Consider the following 18,578-nt stretch of genomic DNA (forward strand, 5'->3'; position numbering starts at 1 on the left):
ATTGCGCCAAGAACGAAATAACATTTTTGCTGAGATCGATTGGCTTTTAGTTTTCTTATTTGCTATTCTTGTTGGTTTTGGATGGATGAATATATATGCAGCATCCAAAACTGAAGATAATATACAGATATTAGATTTTTCTACTAATTATGGAAAACAAATTCTTTGGATTATTTTAAGTGTTCCATTAATTGTGATCATTCTTTTTTTTAATTCAAAATTTTACGAGAAATATTCAAGTATATTCTACATAATATCTTTGATTATGTTATTTCTTTTATTTCCACTTGGTAAAGAAATAAATGGTGCAAAATCTTGGTTTAGTTTTGGTGGCATGAGTTTACAACCATCTGAATTTGTAAAAGCATTTACAGCACTTGCTGTTGCCAAGCTTTTAAGTGATAGACAATACAATTTAGGTTTAATAAAAAACCAAATAAAGGCTTTTATAATCATTTTTACACCTGCCCTATTAATAACCTTACAACCAGATGCAGGTTCTGCCTTAATTTACTTAGCATTTTTCTTTGTTCTAAACAGAGAGGGATTAACCCTAAATTATATAATTTTGGGTACTTTGGCTATCGTTATTTTTATTTCAACTATTTTCTTCGGATTTACATCTGTATTATCTACCCTATTATTATTAATTACAGTCGCTGTTGGTTATGCAATTTATAGAGGAGGTAAAACATTTTTTCGTTTTAATTGGTATAAAGTATTAGCTCTATATATAATTACCGCACTTTTTGTATTCGGAACAAACCTAACTTATAACAATATTTTTAAACAACACCACAGAGATCGTTTTGAAGTGTTATTAGGTTTAAAAACTGATAAAAAAAATATTGGATACAACTCACACCAGTCAGAATTAACAATTAGTTCTGGTGGTTGGACAGGTAAAGGTTTTTTAAAAGGAGATATTACTAAAGGAAATTTTGTACCAGAACAACACACCGATTACATTTTCAGTACTATTGGAGAAGAATGGGGTTTCCTAGGAAGTAGTATTGTTATTATTCTTTTTATGTTGATGATGTATAGAATAATATATCTATCGGAAACACATGCTAATAAATTTGGACGAATATATGGCTACAGTGTGGCTTCTATTCTCTTTTTTCATGTTATTGTAAACATAGGAATGGTTATAGGCTTACTACCAACTGTTGGTATACCTCTACCCTTTTTTAGCTACGGAGGTTCGTCTCTTTGGGGTTTTACAATCTTACTCTTCATCTTTATTAGATTAGATGCTCATAAACACTACGATTGGTAAAATAGGATTAACATTCCTGTTAGTAGTTGGTTTAATAAGCGTTAAAAACCTATAATTCTTCCTTTTTAGACAGACTAATATTTATGCATAATTTTTAAATACGACAACTTTGGGACTTGATCCAAATAATGTTTGATCTGTAATTCAGTTTTTAAAATTAACTTATTCTGTACCCATCTCATTAAAATAAAAAAGGCTTCACATTTCTGTGAAGCCTTGCTATACTTAGTAGCGGGAACTGGACTCGAACCAGTGACCTTCGGGTTATGAGTTTGACAAAAACCCCATAAACCATCCTATTTTGATCTAATTTATATAAAATCGTGTACGTTTTCGTGTACGTTGATTAATAATTAATTTAAGTAAAAATAATAAACAAATTTGAGTGACACAAGAATAAAAACTAAAGACTTTTTAAAGTTGTAAACTCTCCTCTATTATATTAAAATAATACTACTCGTTTTAAAAAATAAAAAAATAAAAAAAAGAGCAACAAAAATGAAACAGTCTGTCAACAATAAAAAAAATCTAAGCCTTTAATTCCTAACATTTTTTTCATTAAATTTAAATTTTAAAATAAAGAATGAATATCTTACTTAAGAAAGTCCTGTTTTCTATAAAACTTCAGAATCATTTTTTTTTAAATATTAATTCTAAACAAGCGTGATAATAAAAAGTAAAAACTTTTATTATCCGGAATATATAAACGGATAAACAATATATTTGTTTGCATATAACCAGTTGTGCGTCATTCGCGGGAAATTATAAAAACAGTAAAAATTATAATAATTAAAAAATGGATGGAGCATATATAGCACTTAGAGGATATAAATTTCAGTTCGATAGGACAATATTAGAGCTATTTAATAATTCGTCAAAAACAATTGAAATTGAACAACTTCAAGATTACGGATTTGACGATTATTTAATTCAAGTAAAATATCACAATACTGATTATAATGCTTCCCAACAAAAACAAAAAGTAAAAAAACCGCTAGTTTTACTTTTTGAACAATTCTTAAAAAACAGAACAAAAAAATTTATTTTATTGATCTATTTAAAAGGTGTTCTTCCCTCAAAAAAGACATTAACCGTACCTGAACTTGATTTAATTCTTGGAAAATTAAAGAAATTTTCATTAGCTGACAAAACTGACTTTGTAAAATGCTTTACACTTATTTACGCTGAAGATTTTGAAATTCAGTACAAAAACGTTATTCAAAAAATTAAATCGGCATATTCTAAATCTGATGAAGAAGCTGAAATTTATTATTCAATGATATCAAGTCATTTATTGGATATTGTTACCAAAAATCCGCCATCAGTAAATTCAAAAAGAAAAACATCCAAAAATGAAATAGACAAATTTATTCATAATGGTAAAAAATTAATTTATAAATCTACTTATGTTGATGTAGTTGCAAAAGAAAAACAACTTAAAAATTTAAATAAAATATTTTTTAAAACTTCATTAAATACTGAACCACACGAAAGAATATTTATAATTGAAGTGAATCCTTTATATGACATCAAAATACTTAAAGAAATAGTCTTATCTATAAAAATAAAGTGGAGTAAAAATAAAACAAAAACAATCCCAGATACTGATAGGTTTGTTCCGATTATTTATTTTAATGGTCTTCAAGATAGCAATTCAGTTAAATTAAAATCCGATTTACAAAAAGATGGGTATGTAATTAATGATGGATATAATTTCTTAAATGCACCTTTCAATGTAAATAGTTTTAATGTGCGTCCAACATTCAACAATAAATTATTCTTTAAATTTATAAATAATCAAAAAGACCTTAAAAAACTATTAAATAATTTACAAAAAACGGGAGAAATATATCAATTTTTCACTCAAAATCCATCACCTATACTTTTCAGTGGGAAACATATTAAAATTGAAATCGAAGATATCGAAGATATTAAAAACATAATCTAATGGCAGATTCAAAAGTAAATGGAGAAGTAATTGCAGTACTTCCAAATAAAGTAAAAATTAAAGTTGATGATTTAAATGCATTTAAAGGAGCTGAACAGCTTAAAGTAGGTTCATACATTCAAATTGCAGATAATGAAAATTCATCAATTAAGTTAATAGCAATAATTGAAAGTTTTCTCATAGAAGTGAATGAGACTGGAGATAGAAAATACTTAATAGAGGCAAATCCTCTAGGAACTATAGAGGATGGAAACTTCAGAAGAGGAGGTGACTCTATTGCTTTACCACCTAAAGAAGCAACTAAAGCATCAGTTGAAGATATAAGGTCAATATATGCTAGTGGTAGTAAAGAAAGTAAATATGAAAGGTTTTGCTTTGCAGAATTGGCTCAATCCCCAAAAGAAAGAATTGAGGTTCCTGTTAATGGAAATAAATTTTTCAATAAACATTTTGCAATTGTTGGTTCAACAGGTTCTGGGAAATCCCATACCACTGCTAAGGTTTTACAAAATGCAACAAAAGAAAAAAAATCCGATTTTAAAGGATTGAATAATTCACATATTATAATCTTTGACATTCATTCTGAATATTCAACTGCGTTTCCTAATGCAAATATTATTAATATAGACGATTTAGTTCTTCCTTATTGGTTATTAAATGCAGATGAACTTGAAGAACTTTTTTTAGAATCTGGTGACAATAATAATTATAATCAATCCTCAATATTAAGGGCTATTATAACAGAAAACAAAGAATCGAATAATCCTGGTGTCGGTAAAGTTTATTTTGATAGTCCTTTAAAGTTTGACATTAATGAAGTTCTTAATTGTTTTTACAACCTTAAAAAGGAAACTGTTAATAGTGATAATGAATTAGATATTCAAATTTCCCCAAGCTCTAAAATTTTCGCATCTGAAAAAGAAAAATACGAACATTATTTCAAAGCTGTATATGATTTTTCCAATACAAGAAGATCTAGCGCAGCAGCTGGTCACGGAATATCAAACGGAATTTTTGCTGATGGTAAAATTGATAAATTTATATCAAGATTGTCAGCAAAAGTTAATAATCCACGTTTGCAACAATTCTTGTTTGGCTCGAAAAGTAAGACTATAACATTTGAGGATACTCTAAAACAATTTCTAGGATATGGCTACAAAGAAACTGTGCGTAAGAATGCGAAATCAAACGTTACTATTATAGATTTAAGTGGAGTGCCTTTTGAGGTTTTAAGTATAACTGTTTCCCTTATTTCTCGATTACTTTTTGATTTTGCTTATTACTATAAGAAAAATTTAGGAGACAATGATATTCCTCTATTGTTAGTTTATGAAGAAGCTCATAAATATGTACCTAAGAGTGACCTTGCAAGATTTAAATCTTCTAGAGCATCAATTGAAAGGATTGCTAAAGAAGGTAGAAAGTATGGAATTTCTTTAGCAATAGTTAGTCAGCGACCATCTGAATTATCCGAAACTATATTTTCTCAATGTAACAATTTCATTGCAATGAGACTCACAAATCCTGAAGACCAAAATTATGTAAAGCGTTTATTACCTGACTCACTAGGCTCTGTGACAGATATACTTCCATCTTTACAATCAGGGGAAGCTTTATTAATTGGAGAAGCAACTGTTATGCCTTCAATTATAAAAATTGACAGATGTGAACACGAACCTTCTTCAAATGACATATTATATCTTGAAAAATGGAAAAATGAATGGAATAGTAAAATTGATTTTAAGGATATTACAGCAAAGTGGATGTCATAAAAAGAACGAACGCACAACACCGTATATAATTTATTGCTAGTTTCTCGCCTACTTACGAAAGTCCTCACAGACTTTCTTTGTCGGTAATTATTTACTAAATTAGTTGTTTAAACCACGCAACAAATCATATACAAACACGTTGTAGTGTATTTAAGGAACCGATGAACAGAGAGAAAAATAATTGTACAGAATGTGAATCCGAATATTTTAGAGATAGTTCGGAAATGACAGATTTATGTCCAGATTGCGCTCACAAATTATATGATTATCCGAATTGTAAACACGAATTTAAAAACGGAAACTGTTCAAAATGTGGTTGGAATGGAAAAACATCTGAATTTCTAAAAAACCGAATTGAAAAAATAACTCTTGAAACGGAATCATATTTAATAGACGGAAAAAATAATGAACGATATTTTCCTTTTTTGGAATTGGAATTTAACGAAAATGTTATTTATGAAAATGATATTCCGAAATATTATTTAAGTTTTTCTGAAGACCTAAAATCTGCTTACGGAATTGGAGATTGGATAATGACTGAATTAAATAAAAATGAACACAATTTGAGAGAATTAATTATTGACTTTGGAAAAATCCTGAATTTGAATTGGGATATTTTCTCATCAAATGTTGGAAAATTTATTGAGGGCAGTTGGAAACCTGAAAAAATTGAACTGATTATATTAACCGACAATCTAATTGAAAAAATAAAAACGCACTACAACACCGTGTAAAATTAATTGCTAGTTTTGGCTCACTTGGGAAATTCCTTCGGAATTTCGCCGTTCGTGATTAATCTAGTAAATTAGTTGCTTGAAACACGCAACTAATCTTACACATAAACGTTGGCAATAATTTAAGAAAAATCCCGAATTGAATAGAATAATAGGAATTATATTGACAATTTTACTTTTGATTTCTTGTAAGAATTCGGAAAATACAGAAACGGAAAAAAAATCTGAATCTGAAAACGAAATCACTCAATCGGAATTTAAAAAAGTTGAGTCTCAAAACGGACTGAATTTGGAATATCAACTTTTAGACGAAAATAACGAACAAATAAAATTTTCGAGTTTAACAAAGATGCCTGAATTTCCAGGCGGACTTGATTCGCTGACTAAATTCATACAGAGGAATTATAAATTTCATCAAGGATTTACGGAATATATAAACGGAAAAGTCAAATCGACTTTTGTAGTTGACACTTTAGGAAAAGTCGTAGATATAGAAATAGTTGAAAAATTGAGAAAAGATTACGATACAGCTTGTTATAAAGTAATATCTAAAATTCCTGACTGGAAACCAGCGGAAATAGAAAATAACAAAAAAGTGAAAGTTAAATTTCTTCTTCCATTCAAATTTGTGACTGAAGAATAAAAACTATTGCCAACAACATATATAATTTATTGCTTGCTTCTTGCCTACTTGCGAAAATCCTCGCGGATTTTCTTTGTCCGTAATTATTTACTAAATTAGATGCTTAAACACGCAACAAACCATATATAAACACGTTGGCAACAATTAAAACTCATCTACAAAAAAAGAAATGGAAACGAATAAAATTTTTGCTATAGCAATAAATGATTATGATGATGCTGAATTAAATCAAATTCAAAATTGTAAAACAGATTTAGAAAATATTATAAAAATTTTAACTGAAAAATATTATTTTGAAGATGTTGAATTTATTTATGAAAAATCGAAAACAACAAGAAAATCACTTTTTAATTCGTTAAATCAATATTTTATTAATTGTTTGCCTGAAGATAACGTCCTTTTTCTTTTTGCAGGTCATGGTCATTATAATGAATTATTGAATACTGCATATTGGCAACCATCTGATGCTGACCAAAAAGATTCTTCAACTTGGATTAGTATCATTGAAATTTTGACATTTATTAAAGCTTCAAAAGCATTTCATATCGGACTTATTTCTGATTCTTGTTTTTCGGGAGCTGTTTTTGAACCAATGAGAGGTGGTGGAATTGGAGCTTTCGAAAAAAGAAAATCTCGTTTAGGCTTAACATCTGGAGGTATTGAAAAAGTAAGTGATGGAAAAGAAGGAGAAAATAGTCCTTTTGCAAAATCATTAATAAACGTTCTTGAAAATAATGAATCAAAAGAACTTCCTTTTTCTGCTTTAGCAACTAATGTTATCTTGGATTTCAGTGAAAAGAAAAAACAAACACCAAGATTTGGAGCATTAAATGAAGTTGGACATGATGGAGGTTCATTTGTTTTTAAACTAAAATCAAAAGGAAGAAAAATTGTAAAAAAAGATGATATAAATGATTTCCTAAAAGAAAAAATGGAACACTTATACATTGAAATCTCCGAATTTGATTTAAAAACAATTGAAGAAATTAAACCAATTACTGATTTAAAAATAAAAGCAGTTAATAACCAAAGTTATGAAGAAGCAGCAAAATTTAGAGATGATGAGAAACAGATAGAAACGAAATTATTTGATAGAAGTTCTGAATATATTGATACTTTTCTTGCTAAAATGAAGTTTACAGCTAAACAAATTAAAGATTCGAAAAAACTCGATATTCTTATAGAAGAATATCAAAAGGAATTATCTAAAACGACATCTGAAAGAGAAAAAAGGAAAGCACTGATAAAAGGAGAAATAATAGGAGTTGAAGAAGAAGTTAAAGACGTTGCAACTCAATTTGAACAGTTTGAAGAAATATTTGGTTTTTTTCTTCCCACTAATCCAGCAATAGATTTATTTGAAAACGAAAAGAGTAATTTTATAAAATTTTATAAAATAAACGTAATTAAAATTTACGAACAAGTTTATAGAATAACAAATATATCCGAAAGTGAATTTTTAAATAATAAAATAATAGAGTTAAGAGAGTTATTAATTAAAATTTATAAATATCAAATTAATCTTATTATTAGAGGAGGTTATAGAGATGAACTCGATGAAATTATGAATTTAAAACAAATAGATATAGATATATTGAATTGGATAAAAAACAAATAACTGTTGCCAACACCGTGTAAAAAAAATTGCTGGTAAAAGCCTACTTACGAAAATCCTCGCGGATTTTGAACTGCTCCCAAAAAGTTAGACACTATTTGAGGGTATTATTATGGGAAGAAAAGTCAAGTATGATTACGCATTTAAACTTCGATGTGTAAAGCAAGTTTTAAAAAATAACCAAACAGTTGAAGATGTGTCTAAGTTATATGGTTGTCATCATACAACCCTTCATGATTGGATTCGATTTTATGAAAAATATGGTAAAAAAGCACTATTACCAAGAAAAACAAAAGTGTATAGCATTCCTTTTAAACTTAAAGTTTTAAAAGCTATTGACAAAGATTCATTATCTTTCAGTCAAGCTTGTTTAGAATTTAATATTCCTACAAAATCTGTAATTATGAAGTGGCAACGTAATTATAAAAAAGAGGGTATTATAGGCTTAAACATTAAACCTAGAGGTAAACCAAAATCTATGCAATTTAAGAGGGCTAAAAAAAAGTCTAATAAACCTTTAACAAGAGAAGAGGAACTTTTATTAGAAAATGAATCATTACGTGCAGAACTGGACTTGCTAAAAAAGTTACAGGCCTTAATTCAACAAGAGCAAAACAAAAAGCAAAAGCCATAACAGAATTAAGGCATAAGTATGATTTAGATATTTTATTATATCATATGAACATGGCAAGAAGTAGTTATTATTATCATCATAAAAGAAGTCTTATAGTTGATAAATATAAAGAGATAAAACTATTGATTCATCAAATATATCATCGTCACAAAGGAAGATATGGTTATAGAAGAATCTCTTTAGAAATCAACAAAATAGGAACTCTAATAAATCATAAAACAGTACTCAAGTTAATGCGTGAATTAGGTTTAAAAAGTTTAGTCAGAGCTAAAAGATACAAGTCTTATAAAGGGCAAATAGGGGAAACAGCTCCTAATATATTACAACGAAATTTTAAAGCTATTAGGCCAAATAAAAAATGGGCTACCGATATTACAGAATTTAAAGTTTTAGGAAAAAAACTATATCTATCTCCAATAATTGATCTCTTTAATAGAGAAATAATAAATTATCAATTATCTGAAAAACCTGATTTTAAACAAGTAGCTATTATGCTGAAAAAGTCTTTTAAGAAAATACCTGATCAAACAAATTTAATATTACATTCAGATCAAGGATGGCAGTATCAAATGAAACAGTATCGAAGATTATTAACAGAAAAAGGAATTACTCAGAGTATGTCTCGTAAAGGAAATTGTTTAGATAACGCTGTGATAGAAAATTTCTTCGGTATTCTAAAATCTGAATTGTTTTATATAAATAAATACAAGTCGATATCTCAATTAAAAAAAGAGATTAAAGTGTATATAAAATATTATAATAATGAGAGAATTAAACAAAATTTAAAGGGAATGAGCCCGATTGAATATCGAGCTAATTATTATCAAAATTAATTATAAATTTGTCTAAACATTTAGGTGCACTTCATTTTCTATTCGGTTTTTATTTGCTAAATTTAGTCGTTAAACCACGCAACAAACCATATACAAATACGTTAGCCACAATATGATAAAGAAAATAATCAAGTTCATAATTATATTTTTAATTCTAGGAATTGGAATTAAAGTTTCAAACGATTATTCATTTGAAGGAACTGAAAAACTAATTATTCTAAAAGATTATAACAAAATTTCAAGTCTCAATGAATTGATTAATTTACCTGAATTCGAAAACAAAATATTATACATTAATTTATATAATACTTATTGTGCCTATTCAACAAAAGAGTTTGAATATTTTCCTATTATTAAAAAGAAAAATAAAGATTTAGTTTTTATTCACCTTTCAACCCCTAAATTTACATTTAAAAATAATTGGAAGGCAACTATAAAAAAAAACAATCTTGAAGGATACAATATTCTTATGAGTGATTTATTTTACAAAGAATTCTATACAAATTTCCAAAATGAACTTTATGGAACAACTCCACTTCATTTTATTGTTGATAAAGATAAAAATATCAAACAAATACGTGTACCTAGTTCTATAGAAGGAATGAAAGTTCTTCAAAAAAGAATTTCGAATATATATAACTTCGTAAATTCAAATTTAGTTTCAATTCAAGAAAATTTATCAAAAAAAAGTGATTTTTTACAGGTTGAAATTATCTTTAATAAAAAATCAGAAGTTAAAAACATCACATATTATACAAGTGATTCTATTGTAAAAGAAACTATTAAGAACGAAATTACTATCTGGAATAATTTAGATACATTTATAAAGAGGTCATTTGATTCGATTTCAGGTAAAACTAGTTTAAAAAAGTATAATTTTTTAATACCACTGAAAAGGAAAAATTTAGAATTAAAAATATCTGAAATAAAGAAAATATAAAATACTGTGGCTAACAACGTATAAACTTTATTGCTATTTATAGCTCACTTGGGAAATTCCTTCGGAATTTCGCCGTTCGTGTTTTATTTACTAAATTCACTGCTTAAATAACACAACAAAGCTTATACAACAACGTTAGCAAACATTAGAATCAACATTATTCATTCCTAGAATTCTATTCATAATTACGTAAATGGAAATTAACTATAACATTGTCAGTTTAATCGATATACTCGGATTAGTTCAAGGTGTGTTTTTAGGCTTGGTATTAATAATTGAGGGCAGACGCATAAAACCCAAGCTTTTTTTAGGCTTATTTTTAATTGCGTATTGCGCAGAACTCTTAAACTCAATCCTTCACGATTTAAACATTCTTGAATCTGAACCTTGGTTGCTGTTTTTACCATTTAACTTTTTTTATTTAATACTTCCTTTATTCTATATATATGTTAAAGGAATTTCTAATATTAATTTAACTAAAAAAAAAATTGTACTCATCCTTTTGCCTGGAATACTAGAATTTATAAGTTATACAGTACTTTTTATGCTAAGTGTGGGTACAAAAGTAAAATTGCATAATTCAGAAAGTTTTTCTAATGTATTGTCTCTGATTGAAATATTATCATTTGCTTATTCAATATATTATATCTTTCTAACTATTAAATTCATTAATAAGCAAAAAACAAAAGTTGAAGAATTTTACTCAAATACAGAAGGAAAATTACTCACTTGGGCAAAGGGTGTTCTTATGTTTCTGTTTACCTTTCTGATTATTATATTGTCTTCACTTTTTTTAGAAGGAATATTTTATGATGATTACATCTATCCAGCCATTTCAATAATTAATGTCGTTTTTATTTTCTGGATAGGGATTTCCGGTATAAAGCAGTCTAAGCTTTTTGTTACTAAAATCGCTAGTATTAAAAAGATAGACCATCAACAAAGTGATGTTAATGAAACCAATAATAGATTAAAAACTAATAATAAAGATCATTATGAAAAGTTAATTGCATTAATGGATGATGAAAAATTATTTTTAGAGCCCAATTTATCTTTAGCAGATGTGTCTTTAAAACTTAAAATAACGCAACGGAATTTATCGGAACTCATACGAGACGAGTCTGACAAAAACTTTAATCAATTTGTAAATCATTATCGAGTAGAAGAAGCAAAAAAGTTATTATTAGATACTTCAAACGATCATTTAAATATGTTAGGAATAGCTTTTGACTCAGGATTTAGCTCAAAAGCAACATTTTATAGTGTTTTTAAAAAACACACTTCCCTTACACCTACATCGTTTAAAAACAACACATTATCATAAAACTACACGAGTCTATAATTATGTAATAAGTCTAGAAAACGGTTTTCTAGACTCAACAAGCCTTTTTTAAGACTTAAAAAATAGTCCTTGGCCGTATCTTTGCACCAGCAAATCAAGAATTAGAATTATGAAGACTAATAAACTGACTTTGATGGTAATAATCTTTATCTGGATTCTTTTCATTTCTTGGGAATTACTTATAACAGAATGGAGTCTTATAAAAAACAAAGATGCATTTAGGGTAGACCTACTTATTATTTTTCCACTACTTCAGTTTATTACAATTTATACATTAATTAAAGTATTTAGTAAAACCAAAATAACAAAATAAATAATTGCGCAAAAGTGCGCTAAAAATTAAAAAAAATGAAAATTAAAAATTTATTTAAAACAGTAATTTGCTTATTAACTTTAAGCTTAACATTTAGTTGTTCTAGCGATGATGATTCTATGAATCCACCAACAGATAATAGTAGCTTTACAACTAATTCCAACACAGGTTTTTTTATAAATTTTGATGGGACTGTAAATCTAATAGTTTCGGGAACTTTTCAAGAAGATAGTGGTTTTGGGACAGTAACAGACAGAGGTTTTGTTTATGGTACTTCATCTAACCCTGAAGTTGGTGCTAATAATACTTCAGGTATATCTGGTAGTAATTCTGATGCAACAGGTTATATAGAAAATTTAACAAGTGGTCAAACTTATTTTATAAGAGGTTATTTTGAATACAGTGATGGCACTCATTTCTATGGAAACGAGATACAAGCAAGTACTGATGTTGATGCGAGTACTAGTAGAAATGTTACTTTAGATATAGAATCAGACGCGTTTTTAATTCAGACAGACTTTATCACAGTAACATTAAATATTAATAATGTTGTTAAAGAAATGCCTATAGAATTTGGTGTTGAATATAGTGTAAATAGCGATTTCACTAGCAGTAGTATAAATGCAATTGAGAATTTTGATGGTATACATAACGAAGGTACTATTGTAATTACTAGTTATTCTGCTGTAGCAGAACCTCTAATGTCAGGAACTCAATACTATTTTAGGCCATACGTAAAATATGCTGACAATACAGTAACAAATGGCGGAACTAGTATAGCTAATTTCGCTACAAACTAAATAGAATAAAACGTTTGCTAACAACGTATATAAAAAATAGCTAATTAAGCGCAAATCATAATGGTTTGCGCTTTTTTAATATCTTTAGGCAAAGAGAAAAGTATTGAATACCTAAACGCTACTTTTCATATACAAGACCGTTAGGTGTCATTAAAAAAAAAAAAACCTCCATTCAATAATGAAAAAAATCAGATTAGTAATTTCGTTAATTCTTATTTCAAATTTATTATCAGCTCAGAGTGAATCTGATATTACTCAATTTGATAAAGCACTAAATCAATTTCTTAATTTAAGAGATTTTTGTATTTCAAAAGATGGAAAAGAAGCATTCTTTACTGTACAAAGCCCTAATCAGGAAATTTCACAACTTGCTTATATTAAAAAGAATAAAACAGGATGGTCTCAACCAGAATTATTGCCTTTTTGTGATTCATATATGTATTTAGAGCCTTTTTTATCTTTTGATAATAATCGACTATTTTTTGTCTCTAATAGACCATTAAATGATTCTATTAATGAAAAAAAGGATTTTGATATTTGGTATGTTGAAAGAGGTAACAATAATGAAGTGTGGTCAAAACCCAAAAACGTCGGGAAACCAATTAATTCAGAATTAGATGAGTTTTATCCTACTGTCAGTAAAAATGGGAACATATATTTTACAATGGTATCACCTGATGGTTTTGGAAAAGATGATATTTATTATTGTGAATTGAAAGGTGATAAGTATTTAAACCCTGTTTTATTAGATGAAAATATAAACAGTGCCGGCTATGAGTTTAATGCTTTTATTTCTGAAAATGAAGATTTTATAATTTATTCGAAATATAATGAAAAAGATGGTCAAGGAAGTGGGGATTTATATATCTCGAAAAAGGATACAAATGGAAACTGGAAAAAGGCCATAAACCTAGGAATTCCTGTAAATACAAAATATATGGAATATTGCCCATTTTATGATGAGCAAAACCAAATATTATATTTCACAAGCAAAAGAAATAATATTTATCCAAGAAATTTCGAAACTATTTCAGATTTTAAAAAATATATTAATGAAAGTAACAATGGCTTAAGTAAAATTTATAAAATCTCACTTAAAATAAAATAGTACTATTGCCAACAATGTATAAAAATAATAGCGGTTTAATCGCTAAAACGAAAGCAAGTAAGTATAAAAAAGGTCTGTATTTAACCGAAAAGTTAGTACGTCTAAATCCGCTACTATTCTTATACTAGACCGTTAGGCACAAGTTAAAAATTGTACTTTCCTGAAATAGGTTGACTAAAAATTAAACACTTAATTATAGTCACTTATGAAAACACAAAAACAACCCTGGCGAAAAAAAACGTACGAAAAAGCAACTTTAGAACTCAAATTATTCGTCGTTGACCAAATTCAGAATGGACAGATTTCCACAAACTTTGCTTCCAAAAAATATGATGTTCCTAGAACTACAATTGGGTATTGGATCAAAAAATATAGTACTTTAGTCCAACAAAATACAGGTATGAGTAAATTAGATGAGATTAAAAAACTAAAGGAACGTATTGAAGAATTGGAGTTTGTAAAGGAATTTCAACAAGATATTATTGCTGACATGGAAATCATTACTGGAGTCGATTTGTCAAAAAAGTCGTTGCCCAAAACATTAGCGAAAGAGATAGAACTAAAAAAGAAAAACCGTTTAAAAGAAAATGGTTCTATGAGTGTTTTGGGATTAGTAAACAAGCCTTCTACAAAAGACTCAAAACCCAAGAAAACAAACGACTAAACGATGAAAAAGTCATCGCAATGATACAAGAATATCGAAAATTAGTTGGTATGAGAACTGGCTGAATTAAGTTATATGATGAACTTAAACAAGACTTTATAAAACAAGGTATTAAAATCGGTAGAGATAAGTTGTACGATGTGTTAAGGCTTCATAATTTACTTGTTCCTAAGCTTAAAAACTATGTGACAACAACAAATTCTAATCATCAATTTAGAAAATATAAAAACCTAATTAAAGACCAAGTTCCTACTCGACCAGAACAACTATGGGTAAGCGATATAACATACATTAAAACAGACAATGGACACAATTACCTAGCAATCGTTACAGATGCATATTCTAAACAAATTATGGGCTATAAATTAGATAACAACATGAAGACATCACTTTGTTCAGAAGCGCTAGAAATGGCTATTAAAAATAGAAAATACCCTGATAAAAAATTAATACATCATTCTGACAGAGGTTTTCAATACTGTAACCCCAAATACACAGCATTCGCAGAAGAAAATGGCATAATGATGAGCATGACAGAACAATATGATCCTTATGAAAACGCAATTGCAGAGCGAATTAATAGAACTTTAAAATATGAATATGGACTTAGAAATTGCATTAAAAACACTGCCATTGCTCAAGAAGTAACAAAACAAGCAGTATATATTTACAACAATTTAAGAACCCATTTTAGCTTAGAATTAAGAAAACCAGCTGAAGTACATTTAAATCCAAACATCAAATACAAATCATATCGAAGAAATAATGTAAATTTGACTGAACTAACAATTTGAAAACAAAACTAGTTCAAAATATTTTTTGCCTTCTAAACGGCTAAAAAAATCTTTTGAACGGTATAAATTAACCTAAAAAAAGGTCAACCTATATCAGTATAATACAAAATGAGATACAATAATCATCTTGAATTACAAAAAACTGAATTTGAATTCAATGAATTTATTATGTTGAATCTTATTAATCCAGAGGTTGAAAGCTTGAATGGACTAAATGGAGAAATGCTAATAGAAGTAGATATTGAATTTGAAATTGATTCAAATAATATTCCTCAAAACATTAAAAAAGCAGAACAATTTAATGGAATACCACGAATGGTTTCTTTTAAAAAAGAGTTACTTAAAATTCAAGATGATTTATTTTTAAATGAGTGTATAAGAGTAATTACAGATTTTAAAAATTGGAAACAGCATAAAAAAGATAACCAATACATAAATATCAAATTCTTTAAAACAATTTATTTTGCTTATCATTCAGAATATTTTAGGAACAAAAATGATTTTGAATTAAACCCAGATATAAAACCTTATTTCAGAATTAAAAACGACAAATATGAAAGAATAATCAAATGCAAATATGGTTGTGATGGAGTTGCGAATTTATTATGTATTGTCGAAAAAAATGGAGAATTATCAAATATTGAACTAATTGGAATTAGCGGAAAGATATCAAGTGAGTTCGCAATAAAAGAATTGAAAACACTAGGGAATCTTGAACCTGCCATAAAAGATGGAAAAAAAGTAAGAACACAAATTGATTTATTAATTTATATATAAAAAATACTATTGCCAACACCGTGTAAAAAAAATTGCTGGTAAAAGCCTACTTACGAAAATCCTCTCGGATTTTCTTGGTTTGTGTTTTATTTACTAACTTTATTGTTTAAACCACGCAACTTTACTTACACAACAACGTTAGCAAACATATGACGAAAAACCTTGAAGAGATAATTGAATTTGAAAATGAAAACACAGAATTAGACTTCAAGTCAATTCAATATGTGAAAAGTAACTATGAAAATTTACTTAAGGATTTAATTTCAATGGCTAACGCAAAAACAAGTAATGAAAGACACATTATTATTGGGGTAAAACATAAAACAAATGGAAATAGGGAAATTTTAGGAATAGAAGATGCATTTATAGATGACGCCACATATCAAGAGATAGCAAACCAGAATATTGAACCTGAATTAAATTTCATTTATTATCCATTCGACTTTAAAGGGAATAAATTAGGGATTTTCAAAATTTTTGATTGTACAAATCCTCCTTATATGATGAAAAGAGCAAAAGGTAAATTAAATATTGGAGATTCATTTATAAGAAAAGGTTCGCATCAAGCAAGATTAACAAGAAAAGACATAGATTATTACATAGAAAGACGTATTTCAATCGATAAATTTAATGGAGAACTTGCCTTTTATTTTGATAAAATTGGAAATAAAGAGCTTTATTTAAAACCAAAATTAATAGATAAAACTCCTTCTGAAAAAGCTAAACAAAAGATTTTAGAAATAATAAAATCTAAAGAAGACTCAATTTCAAAAACTCCTAAATCTTTAATATCTCCTTTTGTCGATTTTGACTATTCAGTTCCTGGTATGTCAACACCATATGAAAAAAGGAGTATTAAAACTTTAAGAGAAAATCTCAAAAACATTGAAATAACGTACGAAGAAGATGATTTGTATTATATCTATGAAGAGAATTCACTTAAATTTAATTTTTCAATTTTAAATTTAAACAATTCATATCTTGAGGATGCAATGATTGAAGTAAGAATTAGTAATAAAAACATCTTGATTTGTAATAAAATATATTCAAAGCCAGTTGAAGAAAATCACTTTTTGGGTGTTTATTCTCCGAAAACAAGTTTCTCATTGGAACAGATGAATTACCCAAACATTAAAGAGACTGAAAATGAATTTATTATTAGAGAAAATTTAGGAGACTTAAAACATCAAATTGAAAAATCAGCATTTAATGTTCCTTTAAGAATATTATTAAATCCTAATTCTGTTGGAGAAAATATTAAAATTCAAATTAAAATGTTTGGAAAGAATTTAAAAGAACCTATAAAAGATAATTTAATAATACAAGTTATTGAATAAATACGTTTGCTAACAAAGTACTGTGGTAAAAAACAAGTAAAAACTCATTATTTTTTCACTAAAACACTTCTATAATTATTATCATAAGTTAGTCCGGATTTAGCAATAGCAAAAGCCTGTTTTAGTAGCTTATTACAAACCGCTATTAAGGTTAGTTTTTTGCTCTTTCCTTTAGCCACTATTCTATCATAAATTGCTTTGCAAGCATGGTTATATTTACAGGCATTAAAACTGCACATAAATAGTAAATTCCGAAGTTTTTGATTTCCTATTTTACTAATTCGAGGACGTCCTTTTACACTACTTCCACTTTGTCGTATTAAGGAAGTTAAACCTGCATAACTACAAAGTTCACTTCCACTTGTAAAGCGATCAAAACCATCCGTTAGAACAACTAGCATTAGAGAGGTTTTAGGACCTATTCCTGGAATGCTTTTTAAATCTGTTAAAAGTTTCTGGTGTACTTCTTTTACTAAAAACAACAATTTATCTTCTATCGTTTTCATATCTTTCTGGAGTTCTTTTAAAATTCGTTTTAAAGACCTCACAACAGATTTACTAGGAATCCCTAAAACAGTTTCTCCATGTATTTTATTCTTAAGCATAGTGCTTTGTTTTGTATACGTAGAAAGGAGTCTAATCATTTGAAGGCATTCTAATTGATGTTTTGAATTACCTTTCCATAACTTTAACTCAACTTGTTTAGCATACTCACAAATTAACTTAGAATCGCTTTTATCTGTCTTTATTTTAGACAGTTTCATCTGAATAAACCGCTTTACAGATAAAGGATTCTCTACGGAAACTTTAACACCTTGTTCTTGCAAATAATAGGCTAACTGGTAGTGATAATAGCCCGTAGCTTCCATCACACAATGACTATTTACATCTAGTAGTTTTACGAACTTTTTAAAGCCTGAAATGCTATTTTTAAATTGGTAATAATTACCTAAAGAATCGGTAACATCAAAAAATAAATGACTGATGTCAAGTCCAAAATATTTTATATCTTTATTCATAAGAAAATGTTTTTTGAAAGGAC

The 18,578-nt window shown here is 27.8% G+C and carries 17 protein-coding genes; 16 read left to right on the forward strand and 1 reads right to left on the reverse strand.

All coding sequences use genetic code 11. The features are described from left to right. Position 1: 1 nt before the first annotated feature. From rodA to H0I29_RS03935, 16 genes are all read left to right on the forward strand, one after another. On the forward strand, positions 2-1,282 hold the full coding sequence (gene rodA, locus H0I29_RS03860; protein WP_218731501.1) for a rod shape-determining protein RodA: 1,281 nt from the start codon (positions 2-4) through the stop codon (positions 1,280-1,282). A gap of 796 nt (positions 1,283-2,078) precedes the next feature. Next, a complete protein-coding gene (locus H0I29_RS03865; protein ID WP_218754476.1) occupies positions 2,079-3,230 on the forward strand; it encodes a hypothetical protein in 1,152 nt (383 codons plus the stop codon). Then, positions 3,230-5,002, forward strand: coding sequence for an ATP-binding protein (locus tag H0I29_RS03870; RefSeq protein ID WP_218754477.1), 1,773 nt, complete (start codon positions 3,230-3,232; stop codon positions 5,000-5,002). The genes H0I29_RS03865 and H0I29_RS03870 overlap by 1 nt, the downstream gene beginning before the upstream one ends. A gap of 161 nt (positions 5,003-5,163) precedes the next feature. Continuing rightward, entirely contained in the window at positions 5,164-5,736 is a 573-nt protein-coding gene (locus tag H0I29_RS03875) for a hypothetical protein (protein WP_218754478.1), read from the forward strand. Between the two features lie 139 nt (positions 5,737-5,875). Further along, positions 5,876-6,379 (forward strand): energy transducer TonB, encoded by a 504-nt coding sequence (locus H0I29_RS03880; RefSeq protein WP_218754117.1) that lies wholly within the window; start codon positions 5,876-5,878, stop codon positions 6,377-6,379. A 169-nt stretch (positions 6,380-6,548) separates the two neighbouring features. After that, the gene (locus H0I29_RS03885) at positions 6,549-7,997 is read left to right on the forward strand and encodes a UvrB/UvrC motif-containing protein (RefSeq protein WP_218754479.1); all 1,449 of its coding nucleotides are present in this window, start codon (positions 6,549-6,551) and stop codon (positions 7,995-7,997) included. A 109-nt stretch (positions 7,998-8,106) separates the two neighbouring features. Continuing rightward, entirely contained in the window at positions 8,107-8,628 is a 522-nt protein-coding gene (locus tag H0I29_RS03890) for a helix-turn-helix domain-containing protein (protein WP_025562376.1), read from the forward strand. Continuing rightward, a complete protein-coding gene (locus H0I29_RS03895) occupies positions 8,625-9,461 on the forward strand; it encodes an IS3 family transposase (RefSeq protein ID WP_254712739.1) in 837 nt (278 codons plus the stop codon). The genes H0I29_RS03890 and H0I29_RS03895 overlap by 4 nt, the downstream gene beginning before the upstream one ends. Before the next feature lie 112 nt (positions 9,462-9,573). Beyond that, positions 9,574-10,401: a hypothetical protein gene (locus H0I29_RS03900; protein ID WP_218754480.1), complete on the forward strand. Its 828-nt coding sequence runs from the start codon at positions 9,574-9,576 to the stop codon at positions 10,399-10,401. A 193-nt stretch (positions 10,402-10,594) separates the two neighbouring features. Beyond that, complete coding sequence (locus H0I29_RS03905) at positions 10,595-11,725, forward strand: AraC family transcriptional regulator (RefSeq protein ID WP_218754481.1); 1,131 nt, start codon at positions 10,595-10,597, stop codon at positions 11,723-11,725. A gap of 366 nt (positions 11,726-12,091) precedes the next feature. Next, on the forward strand, positions 12,092-12,856 hold the full coding sequence (locus tag H0I29_RS03910; RefSeq protein WP_218754482.1) for a hypothetical protein: 765 nt from the start codon (positions 12,092-12,094) through the stop codon (positions 12,854-12,856). Positions 12,857-13,034: 178 nt separating this feature from the next. Beyond that, positions 13,035-13,964: a hypothetical protein gene (locus tag H0I29_RS03915; protein ID WP_218754483.1), complete on the forward strand. Its 930-nt coding sequence runs from the start codon at positions 13,035-13,037 to the stop codon at positions 13,962-13,964. Between the two features lie 205 nt (positions 13,965-14,169). Further along, a complete protein-coding gene (locus H0I29_RS03920; RefSeq protein ID WP_218754484.1) occupies positions 14,170-14,628 on the forward strand; it encodes a helix-turn-helix domain-containing protein in 459 nt (152 codons plus the stop codon). A 140-nt stretch (positions 14,629-14,768) separates the two neighbouring features. Continuing rightward, complete coding sequence (locus H0I29_RS03925; RefSeq protein ID WP_254712743.1) at positions 14,769-15,422, forward strand: IS3 family transposase; 654 nt, start codon at positions 14,769-14,771, stop codon at positions 15,420-15,422. Between the two features lie 108 nt (positions 15,423-15,530). After that, positions 15,531-16,199: a hypothetical protein gene (locus tag H0I29_RS03930; protein WP_218754485.1), complete on the forward strand. Its 669-nt coding sequence runs from the start codon at positions 15,531-15,533 to the stop codon at positions 16,197-16,199. 149 nt (positions 16,200-16,348) lie between these two features. After that, on the forward strand, positions 16,349-17,536 hold the full coding sequence (locus tag H0I29_RS03935) for an ATP-binding protein (protein WP_218754486.1): 1,188 nt from the start codon (positions 16,349-16,351) through the stop codon (positions 17,534-17,536). A gap of 47 nt (positions 17,537-17,583) precedes the next feature. Here the strand turns inward: H0I29_RS03935 and H0I29_RS03940 are convergent, their stop codons facing one another. Continuing rightward, the gene (locus H0I29_RS03940) at positions 17,584-18,555 is read right to left on the reverse strand and encodes an IS110 family transposase (protein ID WP_218754487.1); all 972 of its coding nucleotides are present in this window, start codon (positions 18,553-18,555) and stop codon (positions 17,584-17,586) included. Positions 18,556-18,578: the final 23 nt, after the last annotated feature.

Origin of the sequence: Polaribacter sp. R2A056_3_33 (genome assembly GCF_019278485.1) — a bacterium.
GTDB lineage: Bacteria > Bacteroidota > Bacteroidia > Flavobacteriales > Flavobacteriaceae > Polaribacter.

What these genes read in the sequence shown, in the direction of transcription:
- H0I29_RS03865 (WP_218754476.1), top strand. Translation starts at nt 2,079, where the DNA reads ATGGATGGAGCATATATAGCACTTAGAGGATATAAATTTCAGTTCGAT.
- H0I29_RS03870 (WP_218754477.1), top strand. Translation starts at nt 3,230, where the DNA reads ATGGCAGATTCAAAAGTAAATGGAGAAGTAATTGCAGTACTTCCAAAT.
- H0I29_RS03875 (WP_218754478.1), top strand. Translation starts at nt 5,164, where the DNA reads ATGAACAGAGAGAAAAATAATTGTACAGAATGTGAATCCGAATATTTT.
- H0I29_RS03885 (WP_218754479.1), top strand. Translation starts at nt 6,549, where the DNA reads ATGGAAACGAATAAAATTTTTGCTATAGCAATAAATGATTATGATGAT.
- H0I29_RS03890 (WP_025562376.1), top strand. Translation starts at nt 8,107, where the DNA reads ATGGGAAGAAAAGTCAAGTATGATTACGCATTTAAACTTCGATGTGTA.
- H0I29_RS03900 (WP_218754480.1), top strand. Translation starts at nt 9,574, where the DNA reads ATGATAAAGAAAATAATCAAGTTCATAATTATATTTTTAATTCTAGGA.
- H0I29_RS03905 (WP_218754481.1), top strand. Translation starts at nt 10,595, where the DNA reads ATGGAAATTAACTATAACATTGTCAGTTTAATCGATATACTCGGATTA.
- H0I29_RS03910 (WP_218754482.1), top strand. Translation starts at nt 12,092, where the DNA reads ATGAAAATTAAAAATTTATTTAAAACAGTAATTTGCTTATTAACTTTA.
- H0I29_RS03915 (WP_218754483.1), top strand. Translation starts at nt 13,035, where the DNA reads ATGAAAAAAATCAGATTAGTAATTTCGTTAATTCTTATTTCAAATTTA.
- H0I29_RS03920 (WP_218754484.1), top strand. Translation starts at nt 14,170, where the DNA reads ATGAAAACACAAAAACAACCCTGGCGAAAAAAAACGTACGAAAAAGCA.
- H0I29_RS03930 (WP_218754485.1), top strand. Translation starts at nt 15,531, where the DNA reads ATGAGATACAATAATCATCTTGAATTACAAAAAACTGAATTTGAATTC.
- H0I29_RS03935 (WP_218754486.1), top strand. Translation starts at nt 16,349, where the DNA reads ATGACGAAAAACCTTGAAGAGATAATTGAATTTGAAAATGAAAACACA.
- H0I29_RS03940 (WP_218754487.1), bottom strand. Translation starts at nt 18,555, where the DNA reads ATGAATAAAGATATAAAATATTTTGGACTTGACATCAGTCATTTATTT.